This window comes from Actinomyces sp. zg328 (assembly GCF_009829635.1).
Classification (GTDB): domain Bacteria; phylum Actinomycetota; class Actinomycetes; order Actinomycetales; family Actinomycetaceae; genus Actinomyces; species Actinomyces marmotae.
Window position 1 is genome coordinate 31,144 of record NZ_VWPE01000014.1, and the last position, 21,237, is coordinate 52,380.

Below are 21,237 nucleotides of genomic sequence, written 5' to 3' on the forward strand. Positions count from 1 at the left end.
GCGTGAGCAGCATCTCCCCCGGACCGGGAGGGCGCGTGAAGGCCCGCGGCGCGGCGCGCCCGGCGGTGGGCCCCATGAGCCCCTGCTCGGGCCCGGCCGGGGTGGTCAGAGCCCGCGCCATCACTCGCCCCGCCCCGAGGGTGCGCTCGCCCCGTGCCGGTCCACGGGGGCGGCCTGGGCGTCCTTGTGGGCCTTGGACGTCGCCATGACCGAGGGGTCCGGGGCGATGCCGAGCTTGTGGAGCGTGGCCAGGGCGATGGTCCGGAAGACGGGGGCGGCGACGACGCCGCCGAAGATGCCCGAGGGCTTGTTGACGATGACGGCGGCGGCAATGGCCGGGTCGTGGGCGGGGGTGAAGCCGACGAAGGACGCCACGGTCGCGTCCTCGGAGATGATCTCCGTGGTGCCGGTCTTCCCGGCCACGAGGTAGCCGTCGATCGAGGCCTCCTCGGCGGTGCCCCCCTCCTGGGTGACGCCGACGAGCATGTCGGTGAGCGTCTTGGCGGTGGCCTCGGACATGACGCGCACGCCCTCGGGCTGGGCCTGCCGCGTGACGGTGCCGTCCGCGGCGGTCCACGAGTCGATGACCCGGGGCGCCACGCGCACGCCGTTGTTGGCGACGGTGGCCAGGACCTGCGCGGACTGGAGCGCGGTCCCGGCGATGCCCTGGCCGAACATGGTGGTGTAGCGGGTGCGGTCGTCCCACTTCGAGGGGGGCGTGAGCAGCCCGGCGGACTCCCCCGGCAGTTCAATGCCGCTGCGGGCGCCCCAGCCGAAGCGCTCCATGTAGGCGTGGCGGACGTCGTCGGCGACCCTCTCCCCGATCTGGACGGTGCCGACGTTCGAGGACTCGGCGAGGACCTGGGCCGTCGTGAGCCGCTCGACGCCGTGGGGGTGGGAGTCGATGAAGGTCTGGCCGTTGGCGGAGGTCCAGGAGTAGGGGACGGTCCAGGTCTCCTCGGGCGTGACGGCGCCCTCCTCCAGGGCGGCGGCGAAGGTGACGACCTTGCCAACGCTGCCGGGCTCAAAGACGGCCTCGACGCAGCGGGCCCCGAGGTCGCGCCCGGCGGAGGCGGTGGGGTCGCCGGGGTCGACGGCGCGGCTATCCGCCATGACGAGGACCTTGCCGGTGGACGGCTCCATGACGACGCAGCAGCCCCATTCGGCGCCCTGGGCGGTGACGACCTTGTCGATGGCCTGCTGGGCGAGGACCTGGAGATCGGGGTCGAGGGTGAGGGTGACGGTGGCCCCGGGGGTCGAGGCGGTCTCGGTCACCCTCCCCGAGGGGATCTGCGCGCCCGTGCGGCCCACCTCCATGGACCCCGAGCCGTTGACGCCTCTGAGCCAGTCGTCCTGCGTGCTCTCAATGCCCGCCGTGCCCTCGAGGACGCGCCCCTCGCCCTCGGCGGTCAGGCCGACGACGTTGCCCGCGACATAGCCCGCCGGGTACGTGCGGCGCACCCGCTGGTCCGGCTCGACGCCGCGGATGCCCAGGGCCTTGATCTGGCGCCAGGTGTCCGGGGGGACCGCCTCGGCGATGACGGCGTAGGTGGAATCCCCCACCATCTTGGCCCCGAGCTCGGCCGCGTCGACCCCGAGGATGGGGGCGAGCTTGTCGGCCGCGGCGGCAGGCCCGTGCCCGACGACAACGGTCTCGGGCAGGCCGGTGGTGGGGTTGTCCTGCTCGACCTTGTCCTCCCACTGGGCGACCATCCGCTGGTTGACACCGATGTCGAAGCTCACCGAGGAGGTTGCCAGGATGGTGCCATCACGTCCACAGATGTTGCCCCGCAGGGCGACGTTGGTCCACGTCAGGGTGCGCTCGGCGCGGGCCTTGTCCGCGAGGCCCGGGCCCTGAACCACCTGGAGCCAGGCGGTCCTGCCCGCCAGAGCGGAGAAGCCGGTGAGGCCGAGGAGCTGCAGGGCACGACGTCGGCTCGGGTTCATCGGCGGTCACTGCCCACTCGTGCCAGCACCAGCAGCGCCACCGGCGCTGGGTGCGCCACCCGCGCCGGGGGCTCCGGCGGCGCTGCCTCCGGTGACGGTGCCATTGCGCAGGTCGACCACGCCGGGGGCGGCCGCGGGCACCATGCCGAGTTCGGCGGCGCGCTTGGCCAGGGCGTCGGGCGCGGCGGCGTCGTTCACCTGGCCGCGCACGGTCTCCACGTGGTCCTGGACGACGTCGAGCTCGGTGGAGGCCTTCTGGAGCTCGTAGGCGGTGGCGGCCATCTTGGCGTTGAGCACCATCGTGATCGCCAGGGCGCCGATGAGGATCGCAGCGATGAGCAGCATGAAGGGGATGGCGGAGCGGCCGGGCGCGATGCCGCGCACCACGCGCAACTGGCGCTGGGGCAGCGGGGCCTCCCGCGCCCCGCGCTGGGGCCGGGGGCGCGCGCCGCCCTCCCAGGTCCTCTTGGTGGGGCTGGTGGGGCGGGCCGTGGCGGCGATCGCGGCGCTCATCGGCTCCTCCTTCCTCGATCTGTCGGTGCTCTGCGGCGGTGTGCCGGTTCAGGGGCCGGTGCAAGGGAGGTGGGGCGGGTTCGGGTGGCCGCCCGCAGGCGCACGGGGGCGCTGCGGGGGTTGGCGTCGAGCTCGGCCTCATCGGCCCGCTCGGCGCCCCGGGTGAGGGGCTCCAGGTAGGGGCGGTCCTCCTCGGGGATGATGGGAAGGCCCTGGGGGGCCCTGCTGGTGGAGCCGGCGGTGATCGCCTGCTTGACGATCCGGTCCTCCAGGCTCTGGTAGGACTCGACGATGAGGCGCCCGCCCACCCTCAGGGAGTTCAGGGCCCGGGGCACGGCGCGCTCGAGGACGTCGAGCTCGGCATTGACCGCGATCCGCAGCGCCTGGAAGGCGCGCTTGGCGGGGTGCCCGCCGCTGCGCCGGGCGGCGGCGGGGATCGCGTCGCGCACCAGTTCGGCGAGCTCGTCAGTGCGCGTCAGCGGCGCGCCGCCGTCCCGCCGGGCGACGATCGCCTGGGCGATGCGGGGGGCGAAGCGCTCCTCGCCGTAGACGCGCAGGATGCGGGTGAGCTCGGCGGCGTCGGCGGTGGCGAGGATCTGCGCGGCGGTGGGGCCGGCGCCCTGGTCCATGCGCATGTCCAACGGGGCGGGGCGGGCATAGGAGAAGCCGCGCTCGGCGTCGTCGAGTTGGAGGGAGGAGACCCCGAGGTCCATGAGGACGGCGTCGACGACTCCCACGCCCCCCTCGTTGGTCACGGCTCGCTCGCGCGCCACGTCTTCGACGGCGTCGTAGGTGGCCCGCACGGCTGTGAAGCGCTCGCCGAAGGGGGCGAGGCGCTCGCTGGCCAGGGCGATGGCCTGGGGGTCGCGGTCGATGCCAATGACGCGCAGGGTCTCGAAGCGCTCCAAGGCTCCCTCGCTGTGCCCGCCCATGCCGAGCGTGCAGTCGATGAGGACGGGGGTGGCGCCGCGAGCGGCGGCCCCCTCGATGGCGGGGGCCATGAGGTCGAGGCAGCGGGCGAGGAGCACCGGGGTGTGTCGCTGGGCCGCGGAACCCGCGGGGGCGCTGATAGCGCTCATCGGCGCTCCTCCTTCCTGTCGTGCTGCGGTGCTGGTGGGGGGGGCGCCTTCGGCGCCGGGCCGAGTCGGTCGCGGATCGTCCTGCCAGGACTCCTCCCGCAGGTTCCGGCGCCGGGGAAGAGGCGTCGGACTCGGCGGCGGGCGGAGACCTCACGGGGCGATCCGGCTGGGCCGATCGGTTAGAAGAAGCCGGGGATGATCTCCTCGGCGGTGTCGGCGAAGACCTGCTCCTGGGCGCTCAGGTAGTTCTCCCAGGCGGTGGCGTCCCAGATCTCGACGCGCGACCCGGCGCCGATGACGGCCAGGTCGCGATCCAGGCCGGCGTAGGCGCGCAGCGGAGCGGGCAGGGTGATGCGGCCCTGCTTGTCGGGGATCTGGGAGTCGGCGCCGGAGAGCATGACGCGGACGTAGTCGCGCGCCTGCTTCTGCGCCAGGGGCGCCTCGCGGAGCTGGGCGTACATGCGCTCGAACTCCGCGGTGGTGAAGGCGTAGAGGCAGTGCTCCTGGCCCCGGGTCAGGACGATCCCGCCGGCCAGCTCCTCGCGGAACTTGGCCGGGAGGATGAGGCGGCCCTTGTCGTCGAGGCGGGGCGCGTGGGTGCCCAGGAACATCGGGTCCACTCCTCCCCCTCGGCGATCCAGTGGACTCCACCCTACTCCACTTTCCTCCCTTTCCAACCACCTCTACATCCACTTGTGATGGATATCCACCAACTTTCGACGGAAGAACCGCGAAATTCCGCGGTTTCACGCGGTGGAGGGAAGTGGGGGGACATGACGGCGCCGGGCCCGTCACCAGGGGTGGTGACGGGCCCGGCGGGCGGTAATGGGGGCGGGAGGAGGGCCGATCCGGGGGTCCCGACGGCGTCGGGGCGGGGCGTGGGGGCTCCCGTGGAGGGAAGTGGAGGAGGCCTGTGGGAGATGCCGGGGGCGCAGGGAGTGGCGCCGGGCCCCGAGGCTGAGGCGAAGGAGGGAGGTTGTGGGGAGCCCTGATCAGGAGGGGCTCAGCGCTCGTCGTACCGGCGGCGCTCCCAGCGCTCGGACTGGCGCTCCATGAAGGTGGAGCGCCCGGCGCGGGCCTTGGCAGCCCCGCCACGGGCATCGTTGAGCGTCGGGGGGCGGCGGACGATGAGCGCGACACCGGCGACCGCCAGGCCGAAGCCGGTCACGCCGACGAGGATGGAAACCAGCCCGTTGCCGTGCCCCAGGACGACACCGGAGATGACCACGACCAACCCGACGAGCACCAGGGCGATCCCCAGCCCGACTTTCCTCGGGGAGACGCGCGCGAGGTGGCGCTCGGGATGCTGGATGGTCTCCGCGAGGTCGGGATCCTCCTCATGGAGCTGGCGCTCGAGGTCTCGCAGCACCCGCTGCTCACGCTCGGAGAGCGACATGCCAGTCCCTCGCTTCCTGTTCACCGCTTGAGCCTCGCCGCCCTGGGGTGATGGGAGCGGGGCAGGGCCGGGACCGGCTCTCGGAGCCCGGCCTGAAGCCCCGAGTCGGTCGCCCATGCAGATATGCCGAGCCCAGGGATTCGCCATCGAGTCTACTTGCTCGGGTTCACCGACCGCTAACCGGAGAGCGGAGAAGACTGGCCGGGGCCACGGCTCCCGCTCCCCATCTGCGCCTGACCTCGTCCGCCGCGCGCTCGGGCGCCCCCCGGCGGGGGTCGTCGTCGAGGAGGAGCTGGACGCCGTCATCGCCACGGCTCAGGCCCTCGCAGCGCACGCCGAGGAGACGGTACCCGCCCGGCGGGGTGGGCAGGGCCTCGAAGAGGGATTCGATGGTCTGCCATACATCGCGGGCCAGGTCCGTGGGCTCGGCCAAGGTCCGTGAGCGGGTCACCGTGGTGAAGTCGGCACCGCGGGCCTTGAGGACGACGACGCGGGCCCGCAGATCCCCCGCCCTCAGGCGCGCCGCGCATTGGTGGCACTGGTCGAGCAGGACGCGGCGGGCGTGATCGCGGTCGCGCAGGAGGTCGAAGAAGGTGGACTCCGTGCCCACGGACTTCTCCTCACGGGAGGGGGAGACGGGGCGGGGGTCGATCCCGTGGGCCAGGGCGGACAGGTGGTGGGCGGCGGAGGGGCCGAGGATGCGGGCCAGGGCGCGGGTGTCCGTGGCGGCCAGCGCGCGCACGTCGGTGATGCCCCAGCGGGCCAGGGCGGCCTCGCTCTTGGCGCCCACTCCCCACATGGCGCCCACCGGCAGGAGGTCCAGGAAGTCCTGGGTGGCGGTGGCGGGGATGAGGAGGAGCCCATCGGGCTTGGCGTGGGAGGAGGCGAGCTTGGCGACGAGCTTGGTCGACGCGATGCCCACGGAGGCCGGCAGTCCCAGGCGGTCGCGGATCTCGCGGCGGATCCAGCGGCCGATAGCGGCGGGTCCCCCCATGCGGCGCCGGGATCCGGAGACATCGAGGAAGGCCTCATCGATGCTGACCTTCTCCAGCACCGGGGTGACCTCTCCCAGGATGCCCATGACGGCCCGGGAGACCTGGCTGTAGTGGCGGTGGCGCACGGGAAGGACGACGGCCCGCGGGCAGCGGCGCTTGGCCTCGGCCATGGACATGGCGGAGGCCACCCCGTGGGCACGGGCCTCATAGGTGGCGGCGCAGACGACCCCGCGCCCCCCAGTGCCGCCAACGATGACGGGGCGGCCGACGAGCTCAGGATGGTCGAGGAGCTCGACGGAGGCGAAGAAGGCGTCCATGTCGACGTGGAGGATGGGGGTGGCGGAGTCGTCGTCACCCCAGTCGCGGCGGGCGTCGGCGGCGCGCGGGGCTCTGCTCATGGGCCCTCCTCCCCCGCCGGCGCCCCGCGCGGCGCCCCGCTGATCCGATCGTGCTCGTGACGGCCTCAGGCTAGCGTGCTCCTGTGACACGCAAGCAGGCCCGGAGCGGCGATCGACGGCGCGCGGCGCGCTCCCCCGCGCGCTCACTGGCATCCCTCCCGGTGGGACCGGTGCCCACGTCCTTAGCCGTGGCGGAGTTGCAGGTGCGCGAGTCAGGCGTGCTCCTCCTCCTCGACGGGACGGAGTCGTCGTGGATCGACCTGCGCGATCCGGCGCATCTGGACTTCGAGTACCAGCAGCAGATGGAGGCCGTGCTCAACGCGCTGACCGGGACCGGGCCGGTGGGCGCGGCGCGCGGGCCCGGCGCGCCGGTCCACGCCCTGCACCTGGGCGGGGCGGGCTGCGCGCTGGCGCGCGCCTGGGACGTCACCCGGCCGGGCTCGACGCAGACGGCAGTGGAGATCGACGAGATCCTGGCGGGAAGCGTGCGGGAGTGGTTCGACCTCCCGCGCTCGCCACGGCTGCGGATCCGCGTGGGCGACGCGGCGCGAGTGGTGCCCGGGCTGCGCGCCGGCGAGTGGGATGTCATCGTGCGCGACGTGTTCGCCGCCGGGCAGGTGCCCGCGTCCTGCCGAGACGAGGCCTTCCTGAGGGGCTGCCGCGAGGCGCTGGCCGATGGCGGGCTGCTCCTGGCGAACTCACCGGCGATGCCGCGCGAGCAGGCCCATGGTGAGCTGGAGGCGGCCTCCCGCCTCTTCGGCGGGGTCCTCGTGGTGGCCGATCCGGCAGTGGCCCGCGGCAAGCGCCAGGGCAATGTGGTGATCGTGGCGCGCCGCGAGCCCTTCGGACCGGCTGAGGAGGAGGCGGTCGAGCGGGCGGTGCGACGGCTGCCACTGCCGGTGCGCACGTGGGGCGCGGACGCCCTGGCGCCTCGCGGGCGCTGAGCCGACCCCCGGCTCCCCCGCCCCGGGATCAGGACTGGTTGTGACCGGGGTCCTTCGTCTCAAGGAAGGCCTCAAGGCGCGCGCCGATCTCATCGGCGCTGGGCAGGTCGAGCAGGGAGGCGAGTTCGCCGACGCCATCGGCGTCCTTGCTCGGGGCCAGGGCGTCGTACTGCGCCTCCAGGGCGTTGACGATCGCGGTGACCTCGGGCTGCTGGGAGGCCTCGGCGTCGATCTCGAGCCTGTTGAGGCTGGCGGCGGCCTCGAGGTCACCCAGGGGCAGGGCGAGCCCGGCGGCATCGGCGACCGCGGCCAGCAGCGCTGAGGCGCCGGCCGGGTAGTCGTCACGGGCGACGTAGTGCGGGATGCCCGCGGCCAGCCCGCGGGAGTCGAGCCCAGCCTGGCCCAACCGGACCTCCATGTAGGTGGCGAAGGTGCTGGGGATCTCGACGGTGCCGAAGAAATCAGGCTGCTCGGGCAGCAGATCGAGGCGGCTTCCATGCTGGTGGATGAAAGTGGGGCGAGTGTGGGGCACGGCCAGGGGCAGCCCGTAGATGCTGATGGCCTGGCCGGCACCCAGCGAGACGGCCAGGTGGGTGATGGCGCCGGCGATCTCCTGCCAGCGGTAGTCCGGCTCGGCGCCATGGAGGAGCAGGAGCTGGACGCCGTCGTCGTCGGTGAGGAGGTCCAGGACGAGGCTGGGCATCTCCACGTTGGTGAACTGGCGGGACTCGAAGCGCGCGACGGGCCGGCGGGCCCGGTAGTCGATGATCCCGTCGACGTCGAAGGTGGCCAAGCGCTCGTGCGGGAGGGCGAGGAGCAACTGCTCGACCGCCAGCGCCCCGGCGTGACCCGCGTCCATGGCGCCGTCGAAGTGGTGGAGGAGGACGCGCGGGGCGATGGGGCGCGTCAGGTTGGCGAAGGTGTAGAGCGGCGGTTGGATCATCCCTGGTCTCCTCTCGTGATCGTCGTCACATTTGTGATGATGCTTGCCCGGCTGCCCTGGGAGGGCAGGAGGGGAGCGCCGCATCGCTCCAGGCGAGGGGCGCCTCAAGAGCCAACGCGCTGGAGCCCCGGAGTGTTCCCGCGCCGCTCGCGCCCGGCCCGTTCCCGGGAGCGCCGCACGGATGACGGGCGTGTTCGCGGTGGGCGTCGCCCGGGCCGCACCACGGCGCCCCTACGAGGAGAATAATGGACGCCCCTGTGCTGCGGGCGCATCGGAGGTCCACGAACCACCGCAGCGCGCCCGGGCCCGCCCGGAAGCGCGCTGGGCCGCCCCGCGGCCCGTCATATCCGTCATTGATCCCAGTGAGGCCCCGTGAGCACGTCGAGCCGGTCCCCCCAGGTTTCGCCAGATCCTGCCCCCGCGGCGCTCCCCGCCGACCAGGGCCCGCAGGAGGCGGCCCGTGAGCGCGAGATCGCTGTCGAGCAGCGGGTGGTGGACACCGCCTACGGAGAGCTCGACCGCCGGCTCGCCGAGGCCAGGTCTGCCCTGATCCGCACCGAGGCGCGCGGCGCGAGCGGCACCCATCAGTCCCGGGGCGAGCGCGACGCCTACGCCGTTCATTACTCAGGCCTGATCTCCACCCTGGAGGGCGTCGAGGAGCGCCTGGTCTTCGGGCGGATGGACATGCGCGCCGGCGACCCTGTCGCCCCCGAGGAGGGTGGGAGCGGCGGGGATGCCGAGGGCGCGGGCGGCCCGGCCCCGGGGGATGGGGCGGGCACGGCTGGCGCCGTCGGCGGGCCCGCGCGGCACTACGTGGGCAGGATCGGACTGCACGACACCGCCCGCCGCGAGGTGGTCCTGGACTGGCGGGCACCCTTGGCCAGGGCCTTCTACCAGGCGACCGCCTCGGATCCGATGGGGCTGGTGCGGCGCCGGCACATCGATACGCGCGCCCGGCGTGTCCTGGGGGTGGAGGACGAACTCATCGATGTCTCGGCCCTCGACGGCGCTCGGGCCGTCGGCGGGCGGTCGGCGGGCCTGTCCGCGGAGGGGCTCCAGGGCGAGGGGGCGCTCCTGGCGGCGATGTCGGCGGCCCGCGATGGCCGCATGGGGGATATCGTCGCGACGATCCAGGCCGAGCAGGACCGGATCGTCACGGCTCCGGGCACGGGGGTGCTCGTGGTCCAGGGCGGGCCGGGCACGGGCAAGACGGCGGTGGCGCTGCACCGAGTGGCCTACCTCTTCTACGCCGAGCGCGAGCGCCTGGAGCGCTCCGGGGTGCTGCTGGTGGGCCCCTCGCGGACCTTCCTGCGCTATGTGGAGCAGGTGCTGCCCTCGCTGGGAGAGACGGGCGTGGTCTCCACCACCATCGGAGACCTGGTGCCCGGGATCCGGGCGCGCGGCACCGAGAGCGCCGTCACCGCGGAGATCAAGGGGCGGGCCGTGTGGGCCCGGGTGCTGGCCCGGGCGGTCAAGGCCCTCCAGCGCGTGCCGGACGGGCCGCGGCCGATCGTGGTGGAGGGAACGGCGCTGGAACTGAGGCCCGACGACGTGCGAGAGGCGATGTCACGGGCGCGGCGCGGCGGCAAGCCGCACAACCTGGCCCGCGAGCCCTTCGTGCTGTGGCTGCTGGAGCGCCTGACGGACCAGTTCGCCGCCGCGACCCGCCAGGACGCCTCGGACCCCGAGACGCGCGCGTGGATCCGCGAGGACATCCGCACCTCGCGCGACGCCCGCCGGGAGATCAACCTGTGCTGGATGCCGACAACGCCGCAGGGCCTCCTGGAGCGCCTGTGGGCGCGCCCGGCCCTGCTGGAGCGCCTGGCCCCCGAGCTCACTGGCGCCGAGCGCCAGGCCCTGCGCCGCTCGCCCGGTTCCGAGCTGACGCCCGCGGACATCCCGCTCATCGACGAGCTCGCCGAGTTGCTGGGCCCCAGCGACGATGCCCAGGCGCAGCGGGCCCGTCTGGAGGCGCGCCGCCGCGAGGAGCTGGTGGCCTACGCCGCCGAGGCGATCGAGTCCCAGGAGCTGGGCGGCGGGATCGTGACGGCTGAGATGCTGGCCGACCGCGTCGCCGACCACGGCCCCTCCCTCACCCTCGCCGAGCGCGCCCGGGCGGATCGGGGCTGGACGTACGGGCACGTCGTCGTCGACGAGGCGCAGGAGCTGGGGGCGATGGCCTGGCGCGCGCTGGCGCGGCGCTGCCCGGTGCGCTCCTTCACAGTGGTGGGCGACCTGGCGCAGTACTCGGGGCCGACGGCACCGTCGAGCTGGGGGCAGGCCCTGCGGGCGCTGGGCACGAGCCCGTCGGCGGATGGCGGGAGGAGCCCCCGGGGAGGTCATCACCAGCGCGGGCGGCGCGGAGGCCGGGGGCGGCGCGTCCCGCGGGAGGGCTCGACGCCGCTGCGCGAGGAGGTCCTCACCGTGTGCTACCGCACCCCGGCCACGGTCATGGAGGCCGCGGACGCGACGGCGGCCTCGCTGGGGCAGCCACCGGTCTACCCCGTGTCCTCGGTGCGCGATTTGCCGGACTGCCTGCGGGTGGATCACGTGGGCCGGGCGGAGGGCGCCGGGAGCGCCGCTCTCGAGGGGGCGGTCCTGACGGCGGTGCGCGAGGAGATGGCGGCGCTCGATGAGGCGGTGGGCCCCGAGGGGGGCCGGATCGCCGTCATCGCGCCCGATCCCGAGCTCTGGGCCGCGCGCCTGGCGGCCGATGCCGCGCTGGCCGCCGCGATGGAGGCGCCGGGCGGGGACGTGCTGCGCTCGCGCCTGGCGGTCATGGGCCCGGTGATGTCCAAGGGCCTGGAGTTCGACGTCGTCGTGCTCGTGGAGCCGGGCCGGATCGGCCGGACGAGTCCGGGCGACCTGTACGTGGCCATGACCCGCCCGACCCGGCGCCTGCGCGTGGTCTCCTCCGAGCCACTGCCGAGCGGGCTTACGGCACCGTAGGTTACGGTTGCGTAGGAGCGCGCCGCGCCTGGCGGCGCCGACCAACACGAGGAGGACGAGTGGATCAGGACCAGGTCGGCCCCGCCGCGCCGGCCCCTCAGACCACCGGCCCAGGGGCCTCGGCGCCCGGGCGGGCGAGCCGGCCGCACTACGCCCCGGGCGTGGCGGCAACGATCCCGCCCATCACCGAGCCGCTGTCCCGGATGCTCGACGACGCCGCGCGCGACTACCCGGACCGGGTGGCCCTGGACTTCCTGGGCGCCACCACCACTTATGAGCGGCTGGCCCGCCAGGTGGCCCGAGCCGCGGAGGCGCTGCGGGGCCTGGGGGTGCGGGCCGGCGACGTCATCGGCCTCATCCTGCCCAACTGCCCCCAGCACGTCGTCCTCGCCTACGCGGCCTGGCGGATCGGCGCGATCGTCGCCGAGCACAACCCCCTGGCCCCGGCCGCCCAGATCCGCGAGCAGATCGAGATCCATCAGGGCGGGGTCATCATCGCCTGGGAGAAGACGATCGCCCGGGTCGTGGCGGCCACCGGATCGCTGGCCGAGGCCTCGCTGGAGGGCCGCCAGGTCCTCAGCGTCGACCTTTCGCGCCGGCTGCCCCTGGCGAGCCGCCTCGCCCTCAAGCTGCCGGTGGCAGCCGCCCGCTCCCAGCGCCACGAGTTGCGCGGGCGGGTGCCCGCGGGCGTGCGCTCCTGGGACGACCTCATGGCCGCCTCCCCCCTGCTTCCCGCGAGCCACCCACTGCCCGGCATCGACGACGCCGCCGTGCTCCTGTACACCGGCGGCACCACGGGAACCCCCAAGGCCGTGCGGCTCACCCATGCGAACCTGCGCTCCAACGCCGAGATGAGCCTGGAGTGGGCCTCACGGGCCTGCGCGCCGGGCCGCGAGACCTTCTACGCGGTGCTGCCCTTCTTCCACGCCTTCGGGCTGTCCCTCAACCTGCTGTGCGCCGTCGGCATGGCGGCCACCCAGGTGGTGCTGCCCAAGTTCAGCGCGGACATGGTGCTGACGGCCTGGAAGCGGCGGCCCGCCACCTTCTTCCCGGGCGTGCCGGTCATGTTCGACCGGATCCTCGCCCGGGCCAAGGCCACTGGCGCGGACCTGTCGAGCTGCTCGGTGGCGGTGTGCGGGGCGGCCGCGAATCCTAAGGCGGTGGCGCAGGCCTGGGAGGAGGCCACGGGCGGGATCATCATCGAGGGCTATGGGATGACCGAGACCTCCCCCATCATCCTGGGCAATCCCATCTCCCCTGAACGGCGCGCGGGGGCGCTGGGGGTCCCCTACCCGTCGACCGAGGTGCGGCTCGTGGACCCGGAGGCCCCCCAGGTCGAGGTCGCGCCCGGCGACGTCGGCGAACTCGTGGTCCGCGGCCCCCAGGTCTTCGCCGGCTATTGGCACGACCCCGAGGAGACCGAGGCCGTCATGCTGCCCGGCGGCTGGCTGCGCACCGGTGACCTCGTGCGCCAGGAGGCCGACGGCTTCTACGTCATCGCCGACCGCCGCAAGGAACTCATCATCTCCGGCGGCTTCAACATCTACCCCACCGAGGTGGAGGCCGCCGTGCGCTCCATGCCGGAGATCGCCGACGTGGCCGTGGTGGGCGTGCCCAGCCGCGTCGGCGATGAGCGCGTGGTGGCGGCGATCGTCCCCCATGAGGGGCAGACCGTCACCCTGGAGCAGGTGCGCGCGTGGGCCGAGCGGACGCTCTCCCATTACGCCCTCCCCCGTGAGATCGCGATCCTGTCCGAGCTCCCCCGCTCGATGATCGGCAAGGTGCTGCGCCGCGCGGTGCGCGACCAGATCATGGCCGTCCGGGGCGAAGGCGCGGGAGGCCAGGGGCCCCAGCCCGGTGAGCCCGGTGAGCCCAGTCAGTCCCTGGGGAGGCGGTAGCGCTCCATGAGGCCCAGGGCGAACTCGGGGTCATAGTGGTTGGTGGTCAGGGGCGTCGCCTCGTCGAGGGCGGCGATGGCGTCCATCTCCTCCCCTGCCAGGCGGAAGTCGAGGATGTCGAGGTTGGCGACCATGCGGTCGCGGCGCGCAGACTTGGGGATGATGATGACATCGCGCTGCAGCAGGTAGCGCAGGGCCACCTGGGCGGCGGTTTTGCCATGGGCCTGCCCGATGGCGGTGAGCACCGGGTGGGTGAAGATGCCCTTGCGGCCCTGGGCGAGCGGCCCCCAGGACTCCAGGGCGGTGCCGTGCTTGGCGTACCAGAGGCGGGAGGACGCCTGCTGGTTGAAGACGTGGGTCTCCATCTGGTTGACGGCCGGGGCGACATCGACGTTCAGCGCCAGGTCGACGAAGCGGTCCGGGAAGAAGTTGGACACGCCGATGGCGCGGGCCTTGCCGGCCTTGAGGGCGGTCTCCATGGCGCGGTAGGTGCCGTAGTAGTCGCCGAAGGGCTGGTGAACGAGGAGGAGGTCGACGTAGTCGGTGCCCAGGCGTCGCAGGGAGGCGTCGATCGAGCGGGCGGCCGTGTCCTCGCCGGCGTTGGAGAACCAGACCTTCGTGGTGAGGAACAGGTCCTCGCGGGGAATGCCGCAGGCGGCGACGGCGGCCCCCACGCCCTCCTCGTTGCGGTACGCCTGAGCGGTGTCGATCGAGCGGTAGCCGACCTCGATGGCCTCGCGCACGGCCCGCTCGGTCTCCTCGGGCGGGGTGCGGAAGACGCCGTAGCCGATCACCGGCATGGCGACGCCGTTGTTGAGGGTGGTGGTGGGGATCTCAGGGGCGGATGGAGCGGTCATGAGGATCTCCCTCGCGGTGAGGCGGTTGCCGCGGTGACTCTCGCCGTGGTGGGGCTCTTACAGAAGGCCGGAGGCGGCCAGGACCGTGCTGAGGGCCTCGACCTCCTCGGCGGAGGCGCGCACGAGCGGCAGGCGCAGGGCGGCGCTGGGGATGCGCCCCTGGAGGAGGAGGGCCTCCTTGGCCATGACAGCCCCCTGGCCGCCTCCCATGATGGCGCCGACGAGCGGGCGCATGCGCTGGGCGACGGCGCGGGCCCCGGCGAGGTCCCCCTCATCGACCTCGGTGATCATCTCGCGCCAGGAGTGGGCATCCGCATGGGCCACCACTGAGATGACGCCGCTGGCGCCGTGGGCGAGCCAGGCGAAGTTGAGGCCGTCATCCCCCGAGTAGTACTCCAGGCCGGTGGCCTCCATGCGGCGGAAGCCCTGCTCGACATCGCCGGTGGCGTCCTTGACGGCCAGCACGCGGGGGTGCTCGGCCAGTCGGGAGAGGGTGTCATCGAGGATGCGCACACCGGTGCGGCCGGGGATGTCGTAGATCATGACCGGCAGGTCGGTGGCCTCGACGACGGCCATGATGTGCTGGTAGACGCCCTCCTGGCTGGGGCGGTTGTAGTAGGGGGCGTTGATGAGCAGGCCCTCGGCGCCCGCGGCCTGGCTGCCCACGCCGATGCGCACGGCGTGAGCGGTGTCGTTGGAGCCGGCGCCGGCCATCAGCATGGCGCGCCCGGCGAGGGCGTCCTTGACCTCGCGCAGGAGGGTCTGCTTCTCGGGCAGGTGGGTGGTGGGAGCCTCCCCGGTGGTCCCGGCCAGGAGGATGAGGTCGGCGCCGTCGTCGACCAGGGAGACGGCCAGCGACTGGGCGGCGGGGACGTCGATCTCACCCTCGGGGGTGAAGGGCGTGATCATGGCGACGCCGACGGAGCCGAAGGAGCGCGGGGGCGGGGTGCTCTGGGTCATGCCCCGAGGGTAACGGCGATCACGCTCTGAGGACAGGGCGTCTCAGGGCCTCGCCGAGGCTTCCTGGGGCCCACTGGGTCCGCCTAGGCTCGCGGCTGCCGACCACCATGGTCAGACCGGGTCCGGCGGGGAAGGCCAGCGATAGGCTCGCGCTCATGAATGAGAGCAACGAGCGGCGCCACGCGCCCTCCGTCTTCGACGCCGATCCCGTCTTAGGGCTGAGCGGGGGGCCTGGAGGAGGGCGGGGCGCCCAGGAGAGGGGCGCTGAGCCGGTCGCGGAGCAGGCGGGCTTCGTGCGCCCCGCGCGGGAGTCGGACCTGCCCCTGATCGGGAGGGTCCACGCGGCGACGATGCTGGCCTCCATGGAGGCGGGCCACGCCAGCGCCCATGGTGGCGCGGGCCTCCCCGATGGCGTGAGGGCGATGATCGCGGCACCCGTGGTGGCGGCGGGCTGGGAGGAGCCGGTCACCGCGCCGCCCAGCCCGCAGCATCATGTCCTCGTGGCCACGCGGGGGCCTCTGGTGGTGGGGCTGGTGGGGCTCGCCCCCACGCAGGGCCTGGATGATTCCGGGCGGCCAGTGCCCGGATCCGGGGCGGTTGAGGTGACGGCGATCGGGGTGGCGCCGGAGCACCAGCGCCAGGGCCACGGCTCACGGCTGCTGGCGGCGGCGGTGGACCTGGCCCGTGAGGACGGGGCGCGGGCCCTGCTCGTGTGGGCGCTGCGCGGGGATGAGTCGATGTCCCGCCTGTTCACGGCGGTGGGGATGGCTCCCACGGGGATGCGGCGCGAACTGCCGATCGGCGACGGCGTCGTCGAGGACTGTTGGGCCGCCACCATCTGACTCATCGCACAACATGGCGAGGTTTGAGGATTCCTTTTTCTGACGCGATGTCACCTCGCGCGTAAGCGCAGGTCAAAGCGGTGCCTCATTCGAAACTCGGGCGTTCAGGTCCCATCCGCGGGCGAGGAATCCTCAAACCTCGCCACTATCGAAGCGCGTCAGAGGTTGATGAGGGGCCCCAGGCCGATGGTCAGGCCCTCGCGGGAGCCGATCTCCCGCACGGCCAGGACCACGCCGGGCATGAAGCTGGAGCGGTCGAAGGAATCGGTGCGCAGGGTCAGTTGCTCACCGGGGTTGCCCAGCAGGACCTCCTCGTGGGCGGTCAGGCCCCGCAGGCGCACCGCGTGGACGCGCACGCCGTCAACGAGGCCGCCGCGCGCGCCCAGGGGGTCGGACTCGGTGGCGTCAGGTGAGGCGGCGGCGCGGGCGGCGGCGATGGCCTGTGCGGTGGCGACGGCCGTGCCGGAGGGGGCGTCGACCTTGTTCGGGTGGTGCAACTCGATGATCTCGACGGACTCGAAGTAGGGGGCGGCCAGGGCTGCAAAGCGCATGGCGAGGACGGCGGAGAGGGCGAAGTTGGGGGCAATGAGGACGCTGCGCCCGGCGGCCTCGGGACGGGCCAGGTGCTCGCGCACACGTGCGTAGGAGTCCTCGTCCCAGCCGGTGGTACCGACGACGACGTCGACGCCAGCGTCGATGAGGGCGTGGACGTTAGCCTCGGTGACGGTGGGCACGGTGAAGTCGACGGCGACATCGGCCCCGCCCAGGGTCTCGGCGCTGATGGTGTCGCCGGCGTCGAGGCGGGCGACGAGCTCAAGGCCGTCAGCCTCCTCCACGGCCTGGCAGACGGTCGATCCCATGCGCCCGGCGGCGCCGACAACGGCAACGCGAATCATCATGCTGGCAGTCTACGCAGCCGCCCCGCGCGCCGCCGGACGTGACCGCGGGTTGGCAGCCCCTTGGGCCTCAGGCAGCGGGCCCCACGAGGACCCGGGCGCGCGTCCGGGCGGCCAGCCAGGCCGCCAGGGCTCTCACGTCCTCGGCGGTAACGGCCTCCAGGAGCCGCAGGTTCTCGTCCATGGAGCGCAGTCGGGCCGTGACGACCTCACCGCGCCCCAGGCGCCCCATCCGCGCCAGCGAGTCCTCGCTGCCCAGCACCATGGAGCCGCGCAACTGGGCCCGGGCACGGGTGAGCTCGCGCTCGGTGATCCCGTCGGCGGCCAGCCGCTCGAACTCCCCCACCATGACGGCGGCGACCTCCTGGGTGTCCCCGGGGGCGCAACCCGCGTACATGCCGAAGGCGCCCAAGCCCGCGTAGGCGACGTCGAAGGCGTAGGTCGTGTAGGCCAGGCCGCGCTTCTCGCGCACCTCCTGGAACAGGCGGGAGGACATGCCCCCGCCCAGGATGGTGGTGAGCACGCTCATCGCCCAGCGGCGCTCGTCGCGCACGGGGATGCCCTGGCAGGTGAGGTAGAGGTGGCTCTGCTCGCTGTCGCGCTCAATGGTGACGTCGTGGACGTCGAGATCGACGATCGGCTCGGTCTCGAAGCGGCGGGGGCGCGGCACGGCGTCGGCGGAGGCGTCCCAGCCGGCCGAGGCAAGGTCGGAGGCCACGCGCTCGCAGATCTCGTCGTGGTCGACGGCGCCGGCCGCGGCCACCACGAGCGCGTCGGAGGCGTAGGTGCGCCGGTAGTGCTCCCACACGGCGTCGCGGGGCACGGCGGTCACCGTCGCGGGGGTGCCGCCGATGGGCCGGCCCAGGGGGGTGCCCTCGCCGAAGGCGGCTCGGGCGAAGGCCTCCTGCGCGACATCCTGGGGGTCGTCGGCGGCGTCGGCGAGCTCGGAGACAATGACGGTGCGCTCGGTCTCCACCTCGGCGGGGTCGAGGAGCGAGGAGGTGACCATATCGGCCAGGATGTCCAGGGCGGTCAGAGCGTCCTGGCCCTGGACGCGGGCGTAGTAGGAGGTGTGCTCCTTGGCGGTGGCGGCATTGGACTCCCCGCCGATCATGTCGAAGGCCTCGGCGATGCCGCGGGCGTCGCGCGTTGGCGTGCCCTTGAACAACAGGTGCTCCAGGAAGTGGGTGGAGCCCTCCTGGCCGGGGGCCTCGTCGCGCGAGCCGACCCCGAGCCACATGCCGAGGGCGGCCGAGCGCAGCCCGGGCACCTGCTCGGTGATGACCCGCACTCCCCCGGGCAGGATGGAGCGGCGCAGCCGGGCGCCGTCGTCGGTCAGGCTCAGCTCTGTTCCGGGGGCTCCCGCGCTGGCGCGGATGAGTTCCACCTCGGCGTAGTCGGCGCCGCTGCGCGCGGCCCTGGGTCCTATGGCCGTCTTGCTCGTGCTCGTCTCAGTCACCCGCGCAGCCTAACCGCCCCGGTGAATGTTTCTCGCGCGGGCGGAGCGTGATGCTCCGCCCGCGCGAGAAACGTCAGGACCGGTTCGCCGCGCGAGGATCAGTCCTCGGAGGCCTCCGCGGTACGGGTGCGACGGCGGCGCGGGCGGCGCTCACGGCGCTCGGACCCCTCGGCGTCGCCGGCCTCGGCATCCTCCGACTCGGCGGAGGCGGCGCGGGCGCGGCGGGGCCTGCGCTCACGGCGCTCGGACCCCTCGGAGCGCTCACCGCGGTGGGCGCGGGCCTCGTCCTCCGCGGCCTGCTGCTCCTCGTTGAGGACGGCGTGCAGGCTGAGCTTGCCGCGCGGGTCGATCTCGGCGAGCTCGACCTGGACCTTGTCGCCCACGGCCAGGACGTCCTCGACGTTCTCCACGCGCCTGCCGCCGACGAGTCGGCGGATCTGCGAGATGTGCAGCAGGCCGTCCTTGCCCGGGGACAGGGACACGAAGGCGCCGAAGGTCGTGGTCTTGACGACCGTGCCGATGAAGCGCTCGCCGATCTCGGGCATCTGCGGGTTGGCGATGGCGTTGACGGCCTCGCGGGCGGCCTCGGCGGACGGGCCGTCGGTGGCGCCGATGTAGATCGTGCCGTCGTCCTCGACCGTCAGGTCCGCGCCGGTGTCCTCCTGGATCTGGTTGATCATCTTACCCTTGGGGCCGATGACCTCGCCGATCTTGTCGACGGGGATCTTGACGGTCAGCACGCGCGGGGCGGTGGGGGCCATCTCGAAGGGCTCGTCGCCCAGGGCCTCGTCGATGAGGTTGAGGATGTGGAAGCGGGCGTCGCGGGCCTGGCCGAGCGCGCCGGCGAGGACCTCGGAGGGCAGGCCGTCGAGCTTGGTGTCGAGCTGGAGGGCCGTGATGAAGTCACGGGTGCCGGCGACCTTGAAGTCCATGTCGCCGAAGGCGTCCTCGGACCCGAGGATGTCGGTGAGGGTGGCCCACTTGGTCTCGCCGTCGATGACCTCGTGCATGAGGCCCATGGCGATGCCGGCCACGCGATCGCGCAGCGGGACGCCGGCCTGGGACATCGACAGGGTCGAGGCGCACACCGAGCCCATGGAGGTCGAGCCATTGGAGCCCAGGGCCTCGGAGACCTGCCGGATGGCGTAGGGGAAGTCGTCGCGGCTGGGCAGGACGGGCACGAGGGCGCGCTCAGCGAGAGCGCCGTGACCGATCTCGCGGCGCTTGGGGGCGCCGACGCGGCCGGTCTCCCCGGTGGAGAAGGGCGGGAAGACGTACTGGTGCATGTAGCGCTTGTGGGTGATCGGCGTGAGGTCGTCGATCTGCTGCTCCATGCGCAGCATGTTGAGAGTGGTCACGCCCATGATCTGGGTCTCGCCGCGCTCAAAGATGGCTGAGCCGTGCACGCGGGGCAGGACCTCGACCTCGGCGCCCAGGGTGCGGATGTCCTTCAGGCCGCGGCCGTCCATGCGGATGCCCTCGGTGAGGGTGCGGTGGCGCACGACCTTCTTGGTCACGGAGCGGAAGGCGGCCTTGAGGGCCTTGGCGTCCTCCTCGGCGGGGAAGGCCTCGGCGAGGTCGGCCAGGACGGCGTCGCGCACGGCGTCGATGGCCTCGTCGCGGGCGTGCTTGCCCTCGGTGGCGATCGCGGCGGCGAGGCCGCGGGCCTGGGCGGCCTTCTCGACGGCGTCGTACTGCTCGTCGGAGTAGTCCAGGTAGAGGGGGAACTCGGCGGTGGGCTTGGAGGCGTGCTGAGCGACCTCCATCTGGGCTTCGCACAGGGCCTTGATGTGCGGCTTAGCGGCCTCCAGGGCCTCGGCGACGACGGCCTCGGTGGGGGCGGTGGCGCCGGCGGCGATGAGGTCCATCATGTTCTCGGTGCCGCCGGCCTCGACCATCATGATGGCGACGTCGCCGTCCTCCAGGACGCGGCCGGCCACGACCATGTTGAAGGTGGCGCGCTCAAGCTCAGACCAGCGGGGGAAAGCCACCCACTGGCCGTCGATGAGCGCCAGGCGGGTGCCGGCCACGGGACCGGCGAAGGGCAGGCCCGCGATCTGGGTGGACATGGAGGCGGCGTTGATCGCCAGGACGTCGTAGGCGTCATCCGGGTGGATCGCCAGGACGGTCTCGACGACCTGGACCTCGTTGCGCAGGCCCTTGACGAAGGAGGGGCGCAGGGGGCGGTCGATGAGGCGGCAGGCCAGGACGGCGGAGGTGCCGGCGCGGCCCTCGCGGCGGAAGAAGGAGCCGGGGATGCGGCCGGCGGCGTACTGGCGCTCCTCGACATCCACGGTCAGCGGGAAGAAGTCGAACTGGTCCTTGGGGTGCTTGCCCACGGTAGTGGCGGACAGGATGGCGGTCTCGCCATCGAGGTAGGCCATGGCGCTGCCCGCGGCCTGCTTGGCCAGGCGGCCGGTCTCGAAGCGGATCACGCGCTTGCCGAAGGAGCCGTTGTCGATCACTGCCTCGGCGGCGGTGACCTCGGGGTCATCAATGAACATCGTCGATGTGTCTCTTTCTCACAAAGATATGGCAGACAAAGTCTAAGCCGGGACCCGCTCGGGCGGTCGGATCCATCACGTGAGATGAGACGCGCTGCGGGGAAGAAAAGTCGCGGGGGCGATGCCCTTACCGCACGACCTCGAGGACCGTGTGGGCGCTGGCCGCGCTGGAGCCGCCCACGTAAACATCGATCGTGGTGACGTCCTGGACGCGCGAGCGGGTGACGGCCGACCAATAGGACAACTCATCCGGGCCGAGCACGAACTCGACGGCGCAGGATCGGCCGGCGGGGATGGCCACGCGCGTAAAGGCCTTGAGCTCGCACTCAGGGCGGGTGGAGGTGCCGTGGCGCTGGTGGATGTAGAGCTGGACCACCTCCTCGCCGTCGCGAGAGCCGATGTTGGCCACGTCCACGCTCACGCTCTGCCCCACGGCGATGCGCTGAAGCGCGTTGATGACCTCGGGACTGCGCACGAAGAGCAGGCTCCCGGTCCGCCCGGCGCGCACCTCGCCTTCGACCATCTCAAACTGGGCCAGGGCGTCCCGGTCCTGCTCGGCGAGGTCGTCGGCGCCATCGGACCCGGCAGACCCGGCAGACCCGGCGGGCCCGGGGATCCCGGGGCTAATGGAGCGCAGGTAGAAGTACTAGGTGAGCT

Annotated in this window: 17 protein-coding genes; 4 read left to right on the forward strand and 13 right to left on the reverse strand. The window is 73.0% G+C overall.

The features are described from left to right. Positions 1-120: 120 nt before the first annotated feature. The 6 genes from GVV75_RS07115 to dinB form a co-directional block, all read right to left on the reverse strand. Positions 121-1,947: a peptidoglycan D,D-transpeptidase FtsI family protein gene (locus GVV75_RS07115; RefSeq protein ID WP_159524361.1), complete on the reverse strand. Its 1,827-nt coding sequence runs from the start codon at positions 1,945-1,947 to the stop codon at positions 121-123. A gap of 6 nt (positions 1,948-1,953) precedes the next feature. Next, positions 1,954-2,460 (reverse strand): hypothetical protein, encoded by a 507-nt coding sequence (locus GVV75_RS07120; RefSeq protein ID WP_159524362.1) that lies wholly within the window; start codon positions 2,458-2,460, stop codon positions 1,954-1,956. Continuing rightward, positions 2,457-3,539: a 16S rRNA (cytosine(1402)-N(4))-methyltransferase RsmH gene (gene rsmH / locus GVV75_RS07125; protein WP_159524363.1), complete on the reverse strand. Its 1,083-nt coding sequence runs from the start codon at positions 3,537-3,539 to the stop codon at positions 2,457-2,459. The genes GVV75_RS07120 and rsmH overlap by 4 nt, the downstream gene beginning before the upstream one ends. A 179-nt stretch (positions 3,540-3,718) precedes the next feature. Further along, on the reverse strand, positions 3,719-4,150 hold the full coding sequence (gene mraZ, locus GVV75_RS07130; RefSeq protein WP_017176957.1) for a division/cell wall cluster transcriptional repressor MraZ: 432 nt from the start codon (positions 4,148-4,150) through the stop codon (positions 3,719-3,721). A gap of 392 nt (positions 4,151-4,542) precedes the next feature. Next, entirely contained in the window at positions 4,543-4,935 is a 393-nt protein-coding gene (locus GVV75_RS07135; protein WP_159524364.1) for a DUF3040 domain-containing protein, read from the reverse strand. A gap of 166 nt (positions 4,936-5,101) precedes the next feature. Then, positions 5,102-6,328 carry a DNA polymerase IV gene (gene dinB, locus GVV75_RS07140; protein WP_159814111.1) on the reverse strand — a complete coding sequence of 409 codons (1,227 nt, stop codon included), beginning with the start codon at positions 6,326-6,328 and terminating at the stop codon, positions 5,102-5,104. 170 nt (positions 6,329-6,498) lie between these two features. Here dinB and GVV75_RS07145 point away from each other — a divergent pair, with 170 nt between their 5' ends. Further along, the gene (locus GVV75_RS07145; protein ID WP_201288733.1) at positions 6,499-7,272 is read left to right on the forward strand and encodes a spermidine synthase; all 774 of its coding nucleotides are present in this window, start codon (positions 6,499-6,501) and stop codon (positions 7,270-7,272) included. A 28-nt stretch (positions 7,273-7,300) separates the two neighbouring features. Here GVV75_RS07145 and GVV75_RS07150 read toward each other — a convergent pair whose 3' ends face one another. Next, positions 7,301-8,215, reverse strand: a complete 915-nt coding sequence (locus tag GVV75_RS07150; RefSeq protein WP_159814115.1) for a PAC2 family protein — start codon at positions 8,213-8,215, stop codon at positions 7,301-7,303. 372 nt (positions 8,216-8,587) lie between these two features. Between GVV75_RS07150 and GVV75_RS07155 the strand changes: the two genes are divergently transcribed. Together GVV75_RS07155 and GVV75_RS07160 are read left to right on the forward strand one after the other, a co-directional pair. After that, positions 8,588-11,164 (forward strand): AAA family ATPase, encoded by a 2,577-nt coding sequence (locus GVV75_RS07155; protein ID WP_159814117.1) that lies wholly within the window; start codon positions 8,588-8,590, stop codon positions 11,162-11,164. Positions 11,165-11,223: 59 nt separating this feature from the next. Next, positions 11,224-13,062, forward strand: a complete 1,839-nt coding sequence (locus GVV75_RS07160) for an AMP-binding protein (protein WP_159814119.1) — start codon at positions 11,224-11,226, stop codon at positions 13,060-13,062. On the opposite strand, the gene GVV75_RS07165 is transcribed toward GVV75_RS07160, so the two are convergent. Both GVV75_RS07165 and dapA read right to left on the reverse strand, forming a co-directional pair. Beyond that, a complete protein-coding gene (locus GVV75_RS07165) occupies positions 13,041-13,919 on the reverse strand; it encodes an aldo/keto reductase (RefSeq protein WP_159814121.1) in 879 nt (292 codons plus the stop codon). The two genes, GVV75_RS07160 and GVV75_RS07165, sit on opposite strands and share 22 nt — an antisense overlap. Before the next feature lie 57 nt (positions 13,920-13,976). Next, on the reverse strand, positions 13,977-14,879 hold the full coding sequence (gene dapA / locus GVV75_RS07170; RefSeq protein ID WP_159814123.1) for a 4-hydroxy-tetrahydrodipicolinate synthase: 903 nt from the start codon (positions 14,877-14,879) through the stop codon (positions 13,977-13,979). Positions 14,880-15,034: 155 nt separating this feature from the next. Between dapA and GVV75_RS07175 the strand changes: the two genes are divergently transcribed. Beyond that, positions 15,035-15,721, forward strand: coding sequence for a GNAT family N-acetyltransferase (locus tag GVV75_RS07175; protein ID WP_159814125.1), 687 nt, complete (start codon positions 15,035-15,037; stop codon positions 15,719-15,721). 158 nt (positions 15,722-15,879) lie between these two features. Here the strand turns inward: GVV75_RS07175 and dapB are convergent, their stop codons facing one another. From dapB to GVV75_RS07195, 4 genes are all read right to left on the reverse strand, one after another. Continuing rightward, a complete protein-coding gene (gene dapB, locus GVV75_RS07180) occupies positions 15,880-16,620 on the reverse strand; it encodes a 4-hydroxy-tetrahydrodipicolinate reductase (RefSeq protein ID WP_201288732.1) in 741 nt (246 codons plus the stop codon). A gap of 67 nt (positions 16,621-16,687) precedes the next feature. After that, positions 16,688-18,076 (reverse strand): M16 family metallopeptidase, encoded by a 1,389-nt coding sequence (locus GVV75_RS07185; protein WP_442858385.1) that lies wholly within the window; start codon positions 18,074-18,076, stop codon positions 16,688-16,690. A gap of 98 nt (positions 18,077-18,174) precedes the next feature. Next, positions 18,175-20,580: a polyribonucleotide nucleotidyltransferase gene (locus tag GVV75_RS07190; RefSeq protein WP_159524374.1), complete on the reverse strand. Its 2,406-nt coding sequence runs from the start codon at positions 20,578-20,580 to the stop codon at positions 18,175-18,177. A 127-nt stretch (positions 20,581-20,707) separates the two neighbouring features. After that, entirely contained in the window at positions 20,708-21,055 is a 348-nt protein-coding gene (locus tag GVV75_RS07195; protein WP_236266094.1) for a fibronectin type III-like domain-contianing protein, read from the reverse strand. Between the last annotated feature and the right edge of the window lie 182 nt (positions 21,056-21,237).